At 57.8% G+C, this 15,849-nt stretch carries 16 protein-coding genes and 1 pseudogene; 7 read left to right on the top strand and 10 right to left on the bottom strand.

Features of this window, described 5'->3' with window-relative positions; translation table 11 throughout:
* Position 1: 1 nt before the first annotated feature.
* Positions 2 to 1,249 carry a CmpA/NrtA family ABC transporter substrate-binding protein gene (locus UTO39_RS01570; RefSeq protein WP_320726274.1) on the bottom strand — a complete coding sequence of 416 codons (1,248 nt, stop codon included), beginning with the start codon at positions 1,247 to 1,249 and terminating at the stop codon, positions 2 to 4.
* 227 nt (positions 1,250 to 1,476) lie between these two features.
* Entirely contained in the window at positions 1,477 to 2,661 is a 1,185-nt protein-coding gene (gene nasR / locus UTO39_RS01565; RefSeq protein ID WP_320726273.1) for a nitrate regulatory protein NasR, read from the bottom strand.
* Positions 2,662 to 2,733: 72 nt separating this feature from the next.
* On the opposite strand from nasR, the gene UTO39_RS01560 reads away from it, so the two are divergent.
* The 3 genes from UTO39_RS01560 to UTO39_RS01550 all read left to right on the top strand — a co-directional run bounded on the left by UTO39_RS01560 (position 2,734) and on the right by UTO39_RS01550 (position 5,413).
* Positions 2,734 to 3,087 (top strand): DsrE/DsrF/TusD sulfur relay family protein, encoded by a 354-nt coding sequence (locus UTO39_RS01560; protein WP_320726272.1) that lies wholly within the window; start codon positions 2,734 to 2,736, stop codon positions 3,085 to 3,087.
* A gap of 106 nt (positions 3,088 to 3,193) precedes the next feature.
* Positions 3,194 to 4,978, top strand: a complete 1,785-nt coding sequence (locus tag UTO39_RS01555; RefSeq protein WP_320726271.1) for a methyl-accepting chemotaxis protein — start codon at positions 3,194 to 3,196, stop codon at positions 4,976 to 4,978.
* 195 nt (positions 4,979 to 5,173) lie between these two features.
* Positions 5,174 to 5,413, top strand: coding sequence for a hypothetical protein (locus tag UTO39_RS01550; protein WP_320726270.1), 240 nt, complete (start codon positions 5,174 to 5,176; stop codon positions 5,411 to 5,413).
* 29 nt (positions 5,414 to 5,442) lie between these two features.
* Here the strand turns inward: UTO39_RS01550 and UTO39_RS01545 are convergent, their stop codons facing one another.
* Positions 5,443 to 6,138 carry a gamma-glutamylcyclotransferase gene (locus UTO39_RS01545; RefSeq protein WP_253542360.1) on the bottom strand — a complete coding sequence of 232 codons (696 nt, stop codon included), beginning with the start codon at positions 6,136 to 6,138 and terminating at the stop codon, positions 5,443 to 5,445.
* A gap of 178 nt (positions 6,139 to 6,316) precedes the next feature.
* The gene (gene chaB / locus UTO39_RS01540) at positions 6,317 to 6,547 is read right to left on the bottom strand and encodes a putative cation transport regulator ChaB (RefSeq protein ID WP_014884191.1); all 231 of its coding nucleotides are present in this window, start codon (positions 6,545 to 6,547) and stop codon (positions 6,317 to 6,319) included.
* Between the two features lie 269 nt (positions 6,548 to 6,816).
* On the opposite strand from chaB, the gene chaA reads away from it, so the two are divergent.
* Positions 6,817 to 7,917, top strand: coding sequence for a sodium-potassium/proton antiporter ChaA (chaA, locus tag UTO39_RS01535; protein WP_320726269.1), 1,101 nt, complete (start codon positions 6,817 to 6,819; stop codon positions 7,915 to 7,917).
* Positions 7,918 to 8,011: 94 nt separating this feature from the next.
* Here the strand turns inward: chaA and kdsA are convergent, their stop codons facing one another.
* The 6 genes and pseudogenes from kdsA to hemA all read right to left on the bottom strand — a co-directional run bounded on the left by kdsA (position 8,012) and on the right by hemA (position 13,056).
* Positions 8,012 to 8,866 carry a 3-deoxy-8-phosphooctulonate synthase gene (kdsA, locus tag UTO39_RS01530; RefSeq protein ID WP_028013459.1) on the bottom strand — a complete coding sequence of 285 codons (855 nt, stop codon included), beginning with the start codon at positions 8,864 to 8,866 and terminating at the stop codon, positions 8,012 to 8,014.
* Positions 8,867 to 8,902: 36 nt separating this feature from the next.
* On the bottom strand, positions 8,903 to 9,712 hold the full coding sequence (gene sirB1, locus UTO39_RS01525) for an invasion regulator SirB1 (protein WP_028013460.1): 810 nt from the start codon (positions 9,710 to 9,712) through the stop codon (positions 8,903 to 8,905).
* 29 nt (positions 9,713 to 9,741) lie between these two features.
* Positions 9,742 to 9,837: pseudogene (locus UTO39_RS22310) on the bottom strand (siroheme synthase); the annotation flags it as partial.
* Positions 9,838 to 9,845: 8 nt separating this feature from the next.
* Positions 9,846 to 10,676: a peptide chain release factor N(5)-glutamine methyltransferase gene (gene prmC / locus UTO39_RS01520; RefSeq protein WP_320726268.1), complete on the bottom strand. Its 831-nt coding sequence runs from the start codon at positions 10,674 to 10,676 to the stop codon at positions 9,846 to 9,848.
* A complete protein-coding gene (gene prfA, locus UTO39_RS01515; protein WP_021240360.1) occupies positions 10,676 to 11,758 on the bottom strand; it encodes a peptide chain release factor 1 in 1,083 nt (360 codons plus the stop codon). Before prfA ends, prmC begins: the two co-directional genes overlap by 1 nt.
* A 41-nt stretch (positions 11,759 to 11,799) precedes the next feature.
* Positions 11,800 to 13,056 carry a glutamyl-tRNA reductase gene (hemA, locus tag UTO39_RS01510; RefSeq protein WP_021240361.1) on the bottom strand — a complete coding sequence of 419 codons (1,257 nt, stop codon included), beginning with the start codon at positions 13,054 to 13,056 and terminating at the stop codon, positions 11,800 to 11,802.
* A 201-nt stretch (positions 13,057 to 13,257) separates the two neighbouring features.
* Here hemA and lolB point away from each other — a divergent pair, with 201 nt between their 5' ends.
* The 3 genes from lolB (at position 13,258) to prs (ending at position 15,808) form a co-directional block, all read left to right on the top strand.
* Positions 13,258 to 13,869, top strand: coding sequence for a lipoprotein insertase outer membrane protein LolB (gene lolB, locus UTO39_RS01505; RefSeq protein WP_028013462.1), 612 nt, complete (start codon positions 13,258 to 13,260; stop codon positions 13,867 to 13,869).
* Positions 13,866 to 14,735: a 4-(cytidine 5'-diphospho)-2-C-methyl-D-erythritol kinase gene (ispE, locus tag UTO39_RS01500; RefSeq protein ID WP_061097957.1), complete on the top strand. Its 870-nt coding sequence runs from the start codon at positions 13,866 to 13,868 to the stop codon at positions 14,733 to 14,735. Before lolB ends, ispE begins: the two co-directional genes overlap by 4 nt.
* Before the next feature lie 125 nt (positions 14,736 to 14,860).
* Complete coding sequence (gene prs, locus UTO39_RS01495) at positions 14,861 to 15,808, top strand: ribose-phosphate diphosphokinase (RefSeq protein WP_003856663.1); 948 nt, start codon at positions 14,861 to 14,863, stop codon at positions 15,806 to 15,808.
* Positions 15,809 to 15,849 lie beyond the last annotated feature (41 nt).

The following is a 15,849-nucleotide window of genomic DNA, read 5'->3' as shown; positions in this document are numbered from 1 at the left end:
ATCAGGCCCCTTTACGGTGAATGGCGAAACGGCTGGCGTACCCTTCCGGATCGGTGCCGTTCCAGACGGTGCCGTCCATCAGCGTGCTGCTGCGGTACGGCGATGACGGCGTGGACATGCCGCCGACGGCGGTGGCGGCATCCTGCCAGACCGCGGTCTGGTTAATGCGCTGCGCGATGCCCGCATAGTCCGGCGCGGCTTTGAGCAAGCCCCAGCGGCGGAACTGGGTTAAGAACCACATGCCGTCGGAAAGATACGGGTAGCTTACGACTCCCTCGTTGAAGAAGCGGATCGGGTGCGCGTCCTGCCAGCGCTGGCCCAGGCCGTTGTCGTACTCGCCGAGCATGCGCCCGGTGAGATACTGTTCCTTGCAGTTGAGCCACGCCCGGCGGGAGAGGATCTGCGCGGTTTCGCGTTTGTTTTCCGGAGACGCCTCGATCCAGCGCGCGGCCTCCAGCACCGCGCTCACCAGCGCCCGGGCGGTGTGCGGGTTTTTCTCCACCCAGTCGCGGCGCGTGCCGAGGATTTTTTCCGGATGGTCGGCCCAGATGGACTGTGACGTGGCGGCGGTAAAGCCGATACGGTCGTTAATCGCCCGCGCGTTCCAGGGCTCGCCGACGCAGAAGCCCACCATGTTGCCAATGCGCATGTTCATCACCATCTGCGGCGGCGGCACCACCACCGTGCGCACGTCGTCAAAGGGGTTAATGCCCGCGCTGGCCAGCCAGTAGTAGAGCCACATGGCGTGCGTCCCGGTCGGGAAGGTGTGCGCGAAGGTGTAGGTTCCCGGCGCCTGCTGCCCAATCAGCGTTTTCAACCCGTCGAGGTCGCGAACGCCCTTCTCCGCCAGATCGCTTGAAAGCGTGATGGCCTGGCCGTTCTGATTGAGCGTCATCAGGTTCGCCATCTGCTGCGGCTTGCCGGCGATGCCCAGCTCCAGCCCGTACAGCAGACCGTAAAGAATGTGTGCGGCGTCCAGTTCTCCCGCCACCAGCTTGTCGCGCACCGCCGCCCAGCTCGCCTCTTTGGTGGGAACGAGGGTGATACCGTATTTTTTATCAAAGCCTTTTAACGCTGCGATAACCACCGGCGCGCAGTCGGTCAGCGGGATAAACCCGACGCGCACCGTCTCCTGTTCCGGTTTATCTGAGCCAGCCGCCCAGGCAGCCTGCATAACACCCGGTAACAGCGCTGCGCCACTCGCCAGCATGCTGGCCTGCAAAAATCGCCGTCTCGACAAATCCGCCATAACCGCTCCCGAAAAAAAGCCAAAAAAAAGCGCCCGCCGTGCCGAAGCACCGCTGGACGCCTTTATCCCGAAGACTGATGCACCGCCGTTGGCGCACCGTCAAAAATGGTTAATTGAATAATGCAAAGCCGGTGCCAGGTTTGAAGACCCTCTTTCAGGGCCGAAAACCGGGTTTTACCCGCATTCACGCACCTCAATCAGGCATAAAATGCCCGCTGATTGTGCAGCTACTCCTTTGGTGTTACCTGCCACACGCTTTTCACCGTAAGCAGCGCGCGGGCGATATCGACCATGCGCTGGTTCTTGTCCATTGCCATTTTGCGCAGCGTCGTCCAGGCCTGTTCTTCACTCATGTTCTGGTGGGTCATTAGCACGCTTTTGGCTTTATCAATAGTTTTGCGCTCCTCAAGCGTATCGCGCAGCGACGCGAGCTGGCGGGAAAGCTGCTCTATCTCACGCGCCTGCTTGCGAACCAGGGTCAGCAGCGGTTTATCCGGGTAGTGCGCCAGCGGATCGTCCTGTTCATCCCCAGGAAGCGGGTACGCCTCTTCGCGCTGAATACGCTCATCCACCGCGACCATCAGATCGGCGATGATCGTCTCCTCCAGCGCGCGCAGATGCTCCAGCCGCGCCGTTTGCAGCGCAAACCAGGCGAGCGCGGTATGGCCATTGTCTGCGGCAGGCTGGCGGGTACAGGCCACGCGCCGGAGTTGCTCCGTCTCGCGATCGGGCTGACAGTTAAGCGAAAACGTAGTCTGCACGTCGGCCTGGCTGTGGGAGAGAAAGATCTCAAAGCAGGCCTGCTGCCCGTCAATGCGGTCAACCAGCCGCTGGCGGGTGACATCATCGAAAAAGCCCTGCGTGAAGCCAATCGCCCCCAGGGCCCGCTCTTGTCCCGCCAGCTCTTTCCCCTGCATCAGGCTATAAAGTGCGACGAAACGGCCCGCGATTTGCGGGTCGTCAATGCTGTCATTAAGCTGCGGTACGATACTGAGCAGGTGGCGCAGCATGCGGGAGTAGTGCTCCATTGCCTGCGGCGCCGTCAGCGTTTGCCGATTTACACCGTCGCGCAGTGCGGGAAGCGTCTCCAGCGTGAGAAGCGCATTGCCGATACGTTCGCAAACGGCGCTTCCCGGAAAGACGGACTGTTTTTCAAGAACGTCGTTCAGTGCAGCAAGGTTTTCGTCCACCAGCGCCCGGCTGGCTTTGCATTCAGGCGCATAGAGCTTACCCTGTGAGCAGAGCCAGACGTTGGATGCACCGCGCTCGCACTGGAGCATGTGCACCAGCTGGCTAATGCCGTGCACCAGCACGTTCAGCTGCGCCAGCCTGCTGAACTGCTCCCGGCGCATCCGCCTTGCGCGCTGGAGCCATTCGGTTGCACCTGGCGAAATGCCGGCCTTTAATGTCATGCTTACTCTCCCGGACAGCGAAACTCCGTGGAATTAAGCAATATTCGTGCCTTTATAAGAACAGGAGTCAACATGCAGAAGATTGTGATCGTCGCCAACGGTGCGGCCTACGGCAGCGAATCCCTTTTCAACAGCCTGCGTCTGGCAATCGCGCTACGCGAAAAAGAGAGCGACCTGGCACTGAGGATATTTTTAATGTCCGATGCCGTGACCGCCGGGCTGAAGGGTCAAAAACCGGCGGAAGGCTACAACATCCAGCAGATGCTTGAGATCCTGACCGCGCAGAACGTGCCGGTAAAACTCTGTAAGACCTGCACCGACGGGCGCGGCATTACCGGACTGCCGCTGATCGATGGCGTTGAAATCGGTACGCTGGTTGAACTCGCCGAATGGACGCTGGCCGCGGATAAAGTATTAACTTTTTAATAATAAACCCGTAAAAATATTATTTTCTTATGGACGCGGTTTCAGCATCAAGTTTACCTGCGGGGTTGCCGATAGGCATGGAAACAACACAGCAGGTATTTCACTTATGTTCAGATCCATTCGCGCACGCATTATCGCCGCGACGACAGGCTGCCTCGTCGTCGCCCTTCTTCTCAATACCGTAATTAACTTCCAGGTCACGCGCCAGGATAACCAGCAGTCCCAGCGCGATATTCTGACCAGCACCAGCGCCAGCCACAACATGGCGATTGCCGACTGGGTCAAAAGCAAAATGACGGTGATTGCCTCCGCGCAGAGCATCGCGCTGGCTGACGATCCGGTTCCGGTGTTTAAGCAGCTTGCCCTGGCGGGAGGCTTCACCAACGTTTACGTGGGCTACGCCAGCAAGACGGCGAAATTCTCCGACCCGACAGGCGTCCCGGCGGATTATGACCCAACCGTTCGTCCCTGGTATCAGCAGGTGGTGAGCACGGACGGCCCGGTTGTAACGGCACCCTACGTTGATGCCGGGACCGGGAAGCTGGTGGTAACCTTTGCCGTGCCGGTGAAGGAGAATGGCGCTCTGAAAGCGGTGGTGGCGGGCGATGTCGCCATGGATAGCGTGGTGGCGAACGTGCGCGGGATCCACCCTACGCCTGCCAGCAGCGGGTTGCTCCTGAACAGCGACGGCACGGTGATTGCCGCCAACGAGCCGGCACTGACGCTGAAGCCGTTTGCCGAGACGATCAAAGGCATCGACCTTGCGGCGCTGAAGAGCGTTAACCCGGTCGATGGAACGCTGAATGACGAGGAAAAAACCTTTATCGCCTCAGCCGTGCCGGGCACGAACTGGCTCCTGGTCGTCGCCCTCGACAGCAGCGATGCCACCTCCGGCATGCGTTCCCTGCTGAAAGCGTCGGCGATTTCCCTGGTGATCCTCGCACTCCTGAGCGGCGCCATTGTTCACGTCCTGATTGCCCGGTTGCTGAAGCGCCTGTCCGACATTCGCGACGCAATGCACAACATTGCCAACGGCACCAACGATCTGTCCCAGCGCCTGCCGGACAGCGGCGATGATGAAGTGGCGCAAATTGCGCAGGCGTTTAACGCCTTCAGCGATAAGCTCTCGGTGGTGATGGTTCAACTCCGCGACGCCAGCGCCTCGGTGAAAAACGCCGCGCAGGAGATTGCGGCAGGTAACCAGGATCTTTCAGGCCGTACCGAGCAGGCGGCGTCCAGCCTTCGCGAAACCGCCAGCGCCGTGGAGGAGATCACCGCCTCCGTCACCCAGTCGAATGAATCGGCAGCAGAAGCCAACGACCAGGCCAGCAAGGCTTCTGCGGCCGCAGCGCGCGGCGGCGAAGTGGTCTCGCAGGCCATCAGCACCATGCAGTCCATCGAAGTGGCGTCCGCTAAGATTGGCGATATCACCAGCGTGATCGACGGCATCGCCTTCCAGACCAACATCCTGGCGCTGAACGCCTCCGTCGAGGCGGCGCGTGCCGGTGAGCAGGGCCGCGGGTTCGCCGTGGTCGCCGGTGAAGTGCGGAACCTCGCCAGCCGCAGCGCCCAGGCGGCGAAAGAGATCAAATCGCTTATCGACTCCACCACCGACAGCGTGGCCACCGGCTCGCGCTACGTGCATCTGGCCGGGGAAAGCATGGATGAGATCCGCTCCAGCATCGGCAGCGTCTCCGGCATCATGCGCGAAATCTCGATTGCCACCAGCGAGCAGATGAAAGGCATTCATGAGATCAACCATGCGGTGACCCATCTCGACAGAATGGTGCAGCAGAACGCCGAACTGGTGGTGCAGTCCGCCGCGGCCGCCAGCGCACTGCAAAGCCAGGCGGGCGACCTTGCTGAAACCGCCGGCCATTTCCGCATTTAATTTTCTTCAGGCGCGCGTTAAACAGGGTAAACGCGCGTCAGCTGAAAGGTTTCAGGAATTTTGTCATTTTTGTTTAAACGTTATGCCATTTTTTGATCAAAATCAGCATCCCTCGCTCCCCGCTTTGGTGTTATGCAATGAGTATTTTGTGAACAATATCACGCTCGGGATGGGCAAAATCGACGGGGTAAAAAAATGGCACTGGTGAAAACAAGTTTGAAACTGTTTGGCGGGGATACGGTAGTGGTGCGTTGCTCAGAGCGCTGTCGTATTCATCTGATGAGCGCGAAAGCACAGAAGCAATCCCAGGAGGATATTCTGACCGTGCAGGATGACAAGGCCTGGCTAACCGTGCCGTATACCGGCACGTGGGATGTGCTGATCGACAGCCACAGCCAGTCGCTGGAGCATTCGGTCAGTTACGTGGCAGCGTAATTTAAACGCCCGGCTCGCCGGGCGTATTCTCAGGCAAAACCCGGTCGCAGCGTACCGTTGAGCGGGTTCCCTTCCAGCAGCGCCTTCACCTTTACCACCAGCTCATTCAGACAATCGTCCTGCATGCCGAGGCGGGTCAGCTCCTGATCGAGGGAGAAGAGATACTGCGCGTTGGTGCCCAGCGGCCCGCTGGCGGAGGCGATTAACGGGGCAATCACCTGCGTGCGGGTGTCCGCTTCATACAGCGGATGACGAGGATCCATAATAAACACCAGCGCGTTAACGGTGCGTCCGTCGTCAAGCTCCAGCTTGCACCAGCTCGGCATATAGCAGCCGGTGATCATCTCGCGCTTCCAGAGCAGCGTCAGCTCCTCTTCGAGCGTGGCATCCGGAAGGCGATACGCGACGCCCGTGGTGCGTCCGCCCTCTTTCAGTGCAAGCATGCGCCCTGGCTGACAGGCGCTGCCGCGTCCGGCCGTCAGGCGCAGGCAAAAAGCGCGGTGCCATCCAGGCAGCGTGCCGGTTGCCGATTCAACAAACTCAAGGGCCGGGTTCCACATCAGTGAACCGTAGCCAAAAATCCATACCGGGCCATCATCCGGGCGGCAGGCAAGCGTGGCAGCGAGCGACGCCGCACGTTGTTCAGCTGACCAGAGAAGCGATTCCTCAATAGCACCAAATGCCGTCTTACAATCTGCCTTCATTAAGAAATCACGCGTTAACACTTTACACCTCCGCCACTGCATGCTTCCTTGCGACATCTGTAATTCGCCTTCCCGGCATTCTGTTGCTGGTCATTTTGCCAGCAGTCAAATTACGATAAGCAATTAGCGGACCAGTTGCAATACAACGGAAGTTCAACCGCCTGAAAAGTCAAAATGAAGGCAGCGAATAATTTCACGGCTATTTCTTTTTATGCCATTTATCATCGTCTCCTTTCTCATAGTCATGTTTTACTGCGGCCCAGGCGACCTTGTGCGCCGTCTCTTCCCGGCTGGCATCATCCCGCCGATCGTCTTTATCTTTGTACTGATCCCAGGCGCTGTTAAACGCTTCTTTGTAGATATCCTGCGCGTGTTCGGGCAGGACGTTTTTCACGTTATCGGGTAATTCGCGTTTCGTTTTATATGGCATCACTAACCTCTCTTTTGCCTAAAGAGTTAAGTGTGGACGACGAAACGCCGGTGTGCCAGCCGGCAGAAAATAATGAACGAATGAAATTCATAATTCATTGTTATTTAACAAATATTTAAATAAGACATCTTATTATAAGCATTAAACATGAAAACCACTGCAAAGGGTAAAATTAAGTAAAAAATAAAGGGTATTTAATAGATTTCTGTTAATTTAATGCCCTCAAAATCTATCTATAATTACAAGCACCTGCATTGATGGAGAAGCACATGACAGCAACACACGAGGCGGTAAAGACCCGCCACAAGGAGACGTCTCTCATTTTCCCGGTTCTGGCACTGGCTGTGCTGCTCTTCTGGGGAAGCAGTCAGTCACTGCCAGTGGTGGTTGGTATCAATATTCTTGCTCTGGTGGGCATTTTAACCAGCGCGTTTAGCGTCGTTCGCCATGCGGACGTATTAGCCCACCGCCTGGGCGAGCCATATGGCTCGTTAATTCTCAGCCTTTCCGTCGTTATTCTCGAAGTCAGCCTGATTTCCGCGCTGATGGCGACCGGTGATGCCGCCCCGACGCTGATGCGCGATACGCTCTACTCCATCATTATGATTGTGACGGGTGGCCTGGTGGGCTTCTCTCTGTTACTGGGCGGACGCAAATTCGCGACCCAGTACATGAATCTTTTCGGCATTAAACAGTATCTGATCGCCCTCTTCCCGCTGGCTATTATCGTACTGGTCTTCCCGATGGCGCTGCCGGGTGCAAACTTCTCCACCGGCCAGGCGCTGCTGGTCGCGCTGATTTCCGCGGCCATGTACGGCGTGTTCCTGCTCATTCAGACCAAAACGCACCAGAGCCTGTTTGTTTACGAACATGAAGATGACAGCGACGACGATGACCCGCACCACGGTAAACCGTCGGCCCACAGCAGCGCGTGGCACACGGTTTGGCTGATCGTGCATCTGATTGCGGTTATCGCGGTCACCAAGATGAACGCCAACCCGCTGGAGACGCTGTTAACCGAGCTGAACGCCCCGGTGGCCTTTACCGGTTTCCTGGTGGCGCTGCTGATCCTGTCCCCTGAGGGGCTGGGCGCGCTGAAGGCGGTGCTGAACAATCAGGTGCAGCGCGCAATGAACCTGTTCTTCGGCTCGGTGCTGGCGACCATTTCACTCACCGTGCCGGTGGTGACGCTGATTGCCTTTATGACGGGTAACGATCTGCAGTTTGCGCTGGGCGCGCCGGAGATGATTGTGATGGTGGCCTCGCTGCTGCTGTGCCAGATTTCATTCTCAACCGGCCGCACTAACGTGCTGAACGGCGCGGCGCATATGGCACTGTTTGTAGCGTATTTGATGACGATCTTTGAGTGAGATTGATCCGGTGCGGCCTGATGCCATCACCCTAACCCTCTCCCACAGGGAGAGGGAGTAAATATAAAAAAACCCGCCGAAGCGGTTTTTTTTATTAGTTGCTGGTATCCAGCTCGTCGAAGCTCTTCACCAGATCGTCAATCGCTTTGATCTGCTTCAGGAACGGCTCCAGCTTATCCAGCGGCAGCGCGGAAGGACCATCGCACTTCGCGTTAGCCGGATCCGGGTGCGCTTCAATGAACAGACCAGCCAGGCCGGTCGCCATACCGGCACGCGCCAGCTCGGTCACCTGAGCACGACGGCCGCCAGAGGCTGCACCAAACGGGTCACGGCACTGCAGCGCGTGGGTCACGTCGAAGATCACCGGAGACTGGTTAGAAACGTTCTTCATCACGCTGAAGCCCAGCATGTCCACAACCAGGTTGTCGTAACCGAAGTTAGCGCCACGGTCGCACAGAATGATCTTGTCGTTACCGCCTTCGATAAACTTATCAACGATGTTACCCATCTGGCCTGGGCTCACGAACTGCGGTTTTTTCACGTTGATTACGGCACCGGTTTTCGCCATCGCGGCAACCAGGTCGGTCTGGCGCGCCAGGAACGCCGGGAGCTGAATCACGTCTACCACGTCTGCCACAGGCTGCGCCTGCCAGGACTCATGCACGTCGGTGATCACTTTTACGCCAAACGTCTGCTTCAGCTCCTGGAAAATTTTCATCCCCTCTTCCAGACCCGGGCCGCGGTAAGAGTTAATGGAGGAGCGGTTGGCTTTGTCAAAAGAGGCTTTAAACACGTACGGAATGCCCAGCTTCTGGGTCACGGTCACGTAGTGCTCGCAGATACGCATGGCGAGATCGCGGGATTCCAGCACGTTCATACCGCCAAACAGCACGAACGGCAGGTCGTTTGCTACCTTGATATCACCAATGCTAACCACTTTTTGTTTCATAGGATCGCCTTATTCAGGTGTGAATCGGAATTAAGATTAATGCAGTGTAATTTGTTTGTGCGAGATCGCGTTGATCTGCGCTCGAATCATTTCGCTAATCGGATCTTCCGGGCACTGCTCGACGAAATAGCTCAGATCGTTCAGCGCCACGTGCTCGCAGTCGAGCTGGGCATAGATAAGCCCGCGGTCGCGTATTTCGTACGGATCTTCCGGATTAAACTGCAGCAGCACTTCACTGGCACGCAGGGCCAGCTCCATCTGACGCTCTTCCATCAGCGCTGACTTCAGCGTATCCAGCAGCTTGCGAATGACTTCGGCATTGTCGGCTTCATCGAGATCTTCGTTAAAGAGCTCAGCCACCGGGCTGATGTTGCCCTTCAGCCAGACGTCCAGCGTATGCTCATCCAGCGTGTCGCCGTTAAAAGGATTAATGAGCCACATCTCACCGTCCAGCCACTCCGCGCGCAGGATCATCTGCGTCGGGAAAATGACCGGCACCAGCGGAATATCCAGGCGGTGCGCAACCCACAGCAAAATAGAGCCCAGCGCAACGGCGCTGCCCTGACGATTTTTTAAGACCTGGTCCAGCCATAATGCGTCAGACAGGCGATACACGCCACGCGTGTCGCAGAAACCCCATTCGCCGTAGAAAAGCTCCAGAAGCTTCTCTAATTGCCAGTCCTGCGGGCGCGCCTGATTGATCTCTTCACGCGCCAGGCTGACCAGATTCTCCAGCTCATCGTAGACGTACTGCGACGTAAAATCGTCGCGTATCATCTCCGAAATCAGGATCATGCCATCGCAAAGCGGCACTTTATTAAATTCGAAATCGGCTAAGGACCTCATGACTTACCCCAGTAACGACTGAGCGAACAACGACGCTCAGGCGCGATAAAACTCAAAACGATGTAGATGATAACGCCAAACTGCCTTTCAGTCAGCCTTACGCCTTTATCAGTAAATGGCAGATACCCGGAACTCAAGACCACTGTCCCAGCGTCAGGCGTTCGTTGCCGCCGTAGTCGCGGCAGGTTTCGACAGCGGCGTAGCCTGCCTGGGTAAACAGTTCCCGCACGGCTTCCCCCTGCGTCCAGCCATGCTCCACGAGCAGCCAGCCGCCGGGAAGCAAATGCTTCCGTGACGTTGTCACAATGTGATCAAGATCGGCTAATCCCGCGTTGGCGGCCACGAGCGCCGTCAGCGGTTCGAAGCGAACGTCTCCCTGCGCAAGGTGCGGGTCATGTTCGTCAATGTAAGGAGGATTGCTGACAACCATCGCAAATGAGCGGTTCTCCAGCGCGGCAAACCAGCTGCTTTGCATCACCGTTACGTTGCCGAGCCCGAGACGCTCAACGTTACGCTGCGCCAGCGCCACCGCGTCGGGCATCACATCCACTGCCGTCACTTCGCAGTCGGGCCGCTCGGTGGCCAGCGCCAGCGCGATGGCACCGGTGCCAGTACCGAGGTCGAGAATGCTGCAGGCCGCTGCGGGTAAACGCGCCAGCGCCTGCTCCACCAGACACTCGGTGTCCGGACGCGGGATCAGCGTCGCCGCCGAGACGTAAAGCGGTAGCGACCAGAACTCGCGCTCACCGACAAGGTGCGCCACCGGCTCGCCGTTTTTACGGCGGGCAAGCAGCGCGGCGAGCCGTGCTTCCTGCTCCGCGGTCAGCAACGTCTCACCGAATGCCAGCAGGTACGTGCGGGCTTTACCCGACACATGCTCAAGCAATATTTCGGCGTCGCGCTTCGGGCTTTCGCTTTCGGAAAGCTCTGCGGACGCCTCACGTAACCAGCGCTGAAAATCCATTATTCCTGCTCGGACAGCGCCGCCAGCTGGTCGGCCTGGTATTCCTGCACGATAGGCTCAATCAGCATATCCAGCTTCCCTTCCATCACCTCGTCCAGACGGTACAGGGTCAGGTTGATGCGGTGGTCGGTCACGCGGCCCTGCGGGAAGTTGTAGGTGCGGTTACGGTCGCTGCGATCGCCGCTGCCCAGCAGGTTACGACGCGTAGAGGCTTCCGCCTGCTGACGCTTCGCCATTTCCGCCGCGTGGATGCGCGCGCCCAGCACGGACAACGCTTTGGCTTTGTTTTTGTGCTGCGAACGTTCGTCCTGACACTCCACCACGATGCCGGTCGGCAGGTGGGTGATACGGATGGCGGAGTCGGTGGTGTTAACGTGCTGACCGCCCGCGCCGGAGGAGCGGAAGGTGTCAATGCGCAGATCCGCCGGGTTGATATCCGGCAGTTCCGCCTCCGGCAGCTCCGGCATCACCGCCACCGTACAGGCGGAGGTGTGAATGCGGCCCTGAGATTCCGTAGCCGGCACGCGCTGCACGCGGTGACCGCCGGATTCAAACTTCAGACGGCCGTACACGCCGTCGCCGCTGATCTTAGCGATAACCTCTTTGTAGCCACCGTGTTCGCCTTCGTTGGCGCTCATGATCTCCACGCGCCAGCGGCGCGATTCGGCGTAGCGGCTGTACATGCGGAACAGATCCCCGGCAAAGAGCGCTGCTTCGTCACCGCCGGTACCGGCGCGCACTTCCACAAACGCGTTACGCTCGTCGTCCGGATCTTTCGGCAGGAGCAGCACCTGAAGCTGCTGCTCCATCTCTTCGGAACGGGCTTTTGCATCCTGCAATTCTTCCTGCGCCATCTCGCGCATCTCAGGATCGTCGAGCATCATCTGCGCGGTTTCAATGTCTTCCTGAACCTGTCGCCAGTCGGTAAAGCATTTTGATACATCACTCAACTGCGCATATTCACGCGAAAGCGCGCGAAAACGTTCCTGGTCCGCGATGGTCCCGGCATCGCCGAGCAGCGCCTGTACTTCTTCATGGCGCTCGTGCAGAGCTTCCAGTTTAGCGACGATAGAAGGCTTCATAGGCGTAAGTGCACCTTGTCTTAGAAAATGGGTATAGGGCGCTATTCCAGCCCGAGGCTGTTGCGCAGAATAGTCAGGCGTTCATCATCCCCGTCACGGGCAGCCTGTTGAAGAGATTTGGTTGGTGCATGGATCAGGCGGTTGGTCAGCTTCCACGCCAGATCCTGCATAATAGCCTGCGCGTCGCCGCCCTGTTCCAGGGCCGCTAACGCTTTGGCAGTCAGGTCATCACGCACCTGCTCCGCCTGCCCGCGGTACTCGCGGATGGTCTCGCTGACGCTTTGCGCGCGCAGCCAGGCCATAAATTCGCTGGTTTCCTGCTCAACGATAGTTTCCGCCTGCACCGCCGCCGCTTTACGCTGGGCGAGGTTGTGCGAAATGATGCTTTGCAGGTCATCCACGCTGTAAAGGTAGGCGTTAGCCAGCTTGCCAACCTCTGGCTCAACATCGCGCGGAACGGCGATATCCACCAGCAGCATTGGCTGATTGCGGCGGGATTTCAGCGCACGCTCCACCATCCCTTTACCGATGATCGGCAGCGGGCTGGCGGTAGAGCTGATAATAATGTCCGCCTCTTTCAGACGTTCATCGATATCGCTCAGGGCAACCACCTCGGCACCCACTTCGTCCGCCAGCACCTGCGCGCGTTCGCGGGTGCGGTTCGCGATAATCATCTTTTTCACTTTATGTTCGCGCAGATGGCGCGCCACAAGTTCGATGGTTTCGCCCGCGCCTACCAGCATCACGGTGACGGTAGAAAGGGATTCAAAGATTTGACGTGCAAGGGTACAGGCTGCGAAAGCAACAGAAACCGCACTGGCGCCAATGTCGGTTTCTGTTCGCACACGCTTCGCCACGGAGAACGACTTCTGGAACATGCGCTCCAGCTCGCTGGCCTTGAGATGCCCTTTTTGCGAATCCGCAAACGCTTTTTTCACCTGCCCCAGAATCTGCGGCTCGCCGAGCACCAGCGAATCCAGCCCGCTGGCGACGCGCATCAGATGGCTGACCGCATCGTTATCCTGATGCCAGTACAGGCTGTTACGCAGTTCGTCTTCGTTGAGATTGTGGTAGTCGCATAGCCAGCGGATCAGCGCGTCGTGCAGGTTATCCTGCTCTTCCACGCTTAAATACAGCTCGGTACGGTTGCACGTCGAGAGCACCACGCCCCCCTGCACCATCGGCTGGGCAAGCAGGCTGTCCAGCGCCAGGTCAAGCGTATCCGGCGAAAACGTAACGCGTTCTCGCAGCGAAACCGGGGCCGTTTTGTGGTTGATGCCGAGTGCTAATAGGGTCATGTTGAGCGGGAGTAGTACCAGCGTTAATAAGGTTAGCAGGACGCATCATACAGGATGCGCGAGATCAATAAAAGAGACCGCCTCCTTTCGGAGTAATAGGTTACTCAACGCTTTGAGATAATTTGAACGTAGACGGTAGCACTGCGGGACGCTAGCATTAACAGTTATAACTGCAACGTATCTCAAGGATTTGTCCTCATTATGACCCGACTGATTCGCCTGCTGCCGCTGGCGGCACTGGTTCTGACCGCCTGTACTGTCACCCAACCAAAAGGCCCGGGCAAAAGCCCTGATTCACCGCAGTGGCGTCAGCACCAGCAGGACGTCCTTAACCTGAAGCAGTACCAGACGCGCGGCGCCTTCGCGTATCTCTCTGACGAACAAAAGGTTTATGCCCGCTTCTTCTGGCAGCAAACGGGGCAGGACAACTATCGCCTGCTGCTGCTGAACCCGCTTGGCAGCACCGAGCTGGAGCTTATCGCCAAACCGGGCGAAGCGCAGATCACCGATAACAAAGGCCAGCACTACACGGCGACCGATGCCGAAGAGATGATTGGCAAGCTGACCGGGATGCCTATTCCGCTGAACAGCCTGCGCCAGTGGATCCTCGGCCTGCCGGGAGAAGCGACCGACTATACGCTTGACGACCAGTACCGTCTGAGCCAGGTCAACTACACCCAGAACGGCAAAACCTGGAAAGTGGTGTACAGCGCCTATGACAGCAAGAGTAAACCGTCGCTGCCATCGAACATGGAGCTGACCCAGGGCAGCCAGCGTATCAAGCTGAAAATGGACAACTGGATCGTTAAATGATGACCCACTGGCCTTCTCCGGCAAAACTGAACCTGTTTTTATACATCACCGGCCAGCGTGCTGATGGGTATCACACCCTGCAGACGCTGTTTCAGTTTATTGACTATGGCGACACGATTACCATCGAGCCGCGTCAGGATGGGCAGATTTGCCTGCTGACGCCGGTCGACGGCGTGGCGCATGAGGACAACCTGATCGTCCGCGCCGCGCGCCTGCTGATGAAAGCCGCCGCGGAATCGGGCCGTCTGCCAGCGGGAAGCGGGGCGGATATCCGCATCGAGAAGCGTCTGCCGATGGGCGGTGGTCTCGGCGGGGGATCATCCAACGCCGCCACCGTGCTGGTTGCGCTGAACCACCTCTGGGGCTGCGGGCTGTCGACGGATGAACTGGCTGTTTTGGGCTTAACGCTGGGCGCTGATGTCCCTGTGTTTGTTCGCGGCCACGCGGCCTTTGCCGAGGGCGTGGGTGAGATCCTCTCCCCGGTCAACCCGCCGGAAAAATGGTATCTGGTTGCCCACCCCGGCGTGAGCATTCCGACTCCGGTCATCTTTAAAGATCCTGACCTGAAAAGAAATACCCCGATTCGGTCAATAGAAACGTTATTAAATTGTGAATTCAGCAACGATTGCGAGGATATCGCAAGAAAACGTTTTCGCGAGGTTGATGCGGTGCTTTCCTGGCTGTTAGAATACGCGCCGTCGCGCCTGACTGGTACAGGGGCCTGTGTCTTTGCTGAATTTGACACCGAATCCGCCGCTCGTCAGGTGCTTGAGCAAGCGCCGGATTGGCTGCATGGTTTTGTAGCGCGCGGGATGAACACCTCCCCCCTACAGCAGGCCATTCTGGCGCAGACTGAGTTTCGGTGACAACGTCACCCTGTTCCAGACGTTGCATCGCGCTCTTTAATACACCGCCTGGATAGCCTTTGCCTGGCCCGCACAGTCTACGGCGAACGCTATCCACCACTGGACGCATGCCTGAGGTTCTTCTCGTGCCTGATATGAAGCTTTTTGCTGGTAACGCCACCCCGGAACTAGCACAACGTATTGCCAACCGCCTGTACACTTCCCTCGGCGACGCCGCTGTAGGTCGCTTTAGCGACGGCGAAGTCAGCGTACAAATTAACGAAAATGTACGCGGTGGTGATATTTTCATCATCCAGTCCACCTGTGCTCCAACGAACGACAACCTGATGGAACTGGTTGTTATGGTCGACGCCCTGCGTCGCGCTTCCGCAGGCCGTATCACTGCTGTAATCCCTTACTTTGGTTATGCCCGCCAGGACCGTCGCGTCCGTTCCGCGCGCGTGCCAATTACCGCTAAAGTTGTCGCTGACTTCCTGTCCAGCGTCGGCGTTGACCGCGTCCTGACCGTTGACCTGCACGCAGAGCAGATCCAGGGCTTCTTCGACGTCCCGGTTGATAACGTATTCGGCAGCCCAATCCTGCTGGAAGACATGCTGCAGCTGAACCTGGACAACCCAATCGTGGTTTCTCCGGACATCGGCGGCGTGGTACGTGCCCGTGCTATCGCTAAGCTGCTGAACGATACCGACATGGCCATCATCGACAAGCGTCGTCCGCGCGCTAACGTTTCTCAGGTGATGCACATCATCGGTGACGTGGCTGGCCGCGACTGCGTGCTGGTTGACGACATGATCGATACCGGCGGTACGCTGTGTAAAGCCGCTGAAGCGCTGAAAGAGCGTGGTGCCAAGCGCGTGTTCGCTTACGCGACTCACCCGATCTTCTCCGGTAATGCCGTGAACAACCTGCGCAACTCCGTCATTGACGAAGTTGTGGTATGCGATACCATCCCACTGAGCGACGAGATCAAGGCACTGCCAAACGTGCGTACCCTGACCCTGTCCGGGATGCTGGCCGAAGCGATTCGTCGTATCAGCAACGAAGAATCCATCTCTGCAATGTTCGAACACTAATCGAACACGGCCAAAAAACCCGCTGCGGCGGGTTTTTTTGT

It is taken from the genome of Enterobacter sp. 118C5 (assembly GCF_034107645.1).
In the GTDB taxonomy this organism is placed as follows: Bacteria; Pseudomonadota; Gammaproteobacteria; order Enterobacterales; family Enterobacteriaceae; genus Enterobacter; species Enterobacter nematophilus.
The sequence above is the reverse complement of the archived record's forward strand: the minus strand, read 5'-3'. Positions and strand labels throughout refer to the sequence as shown.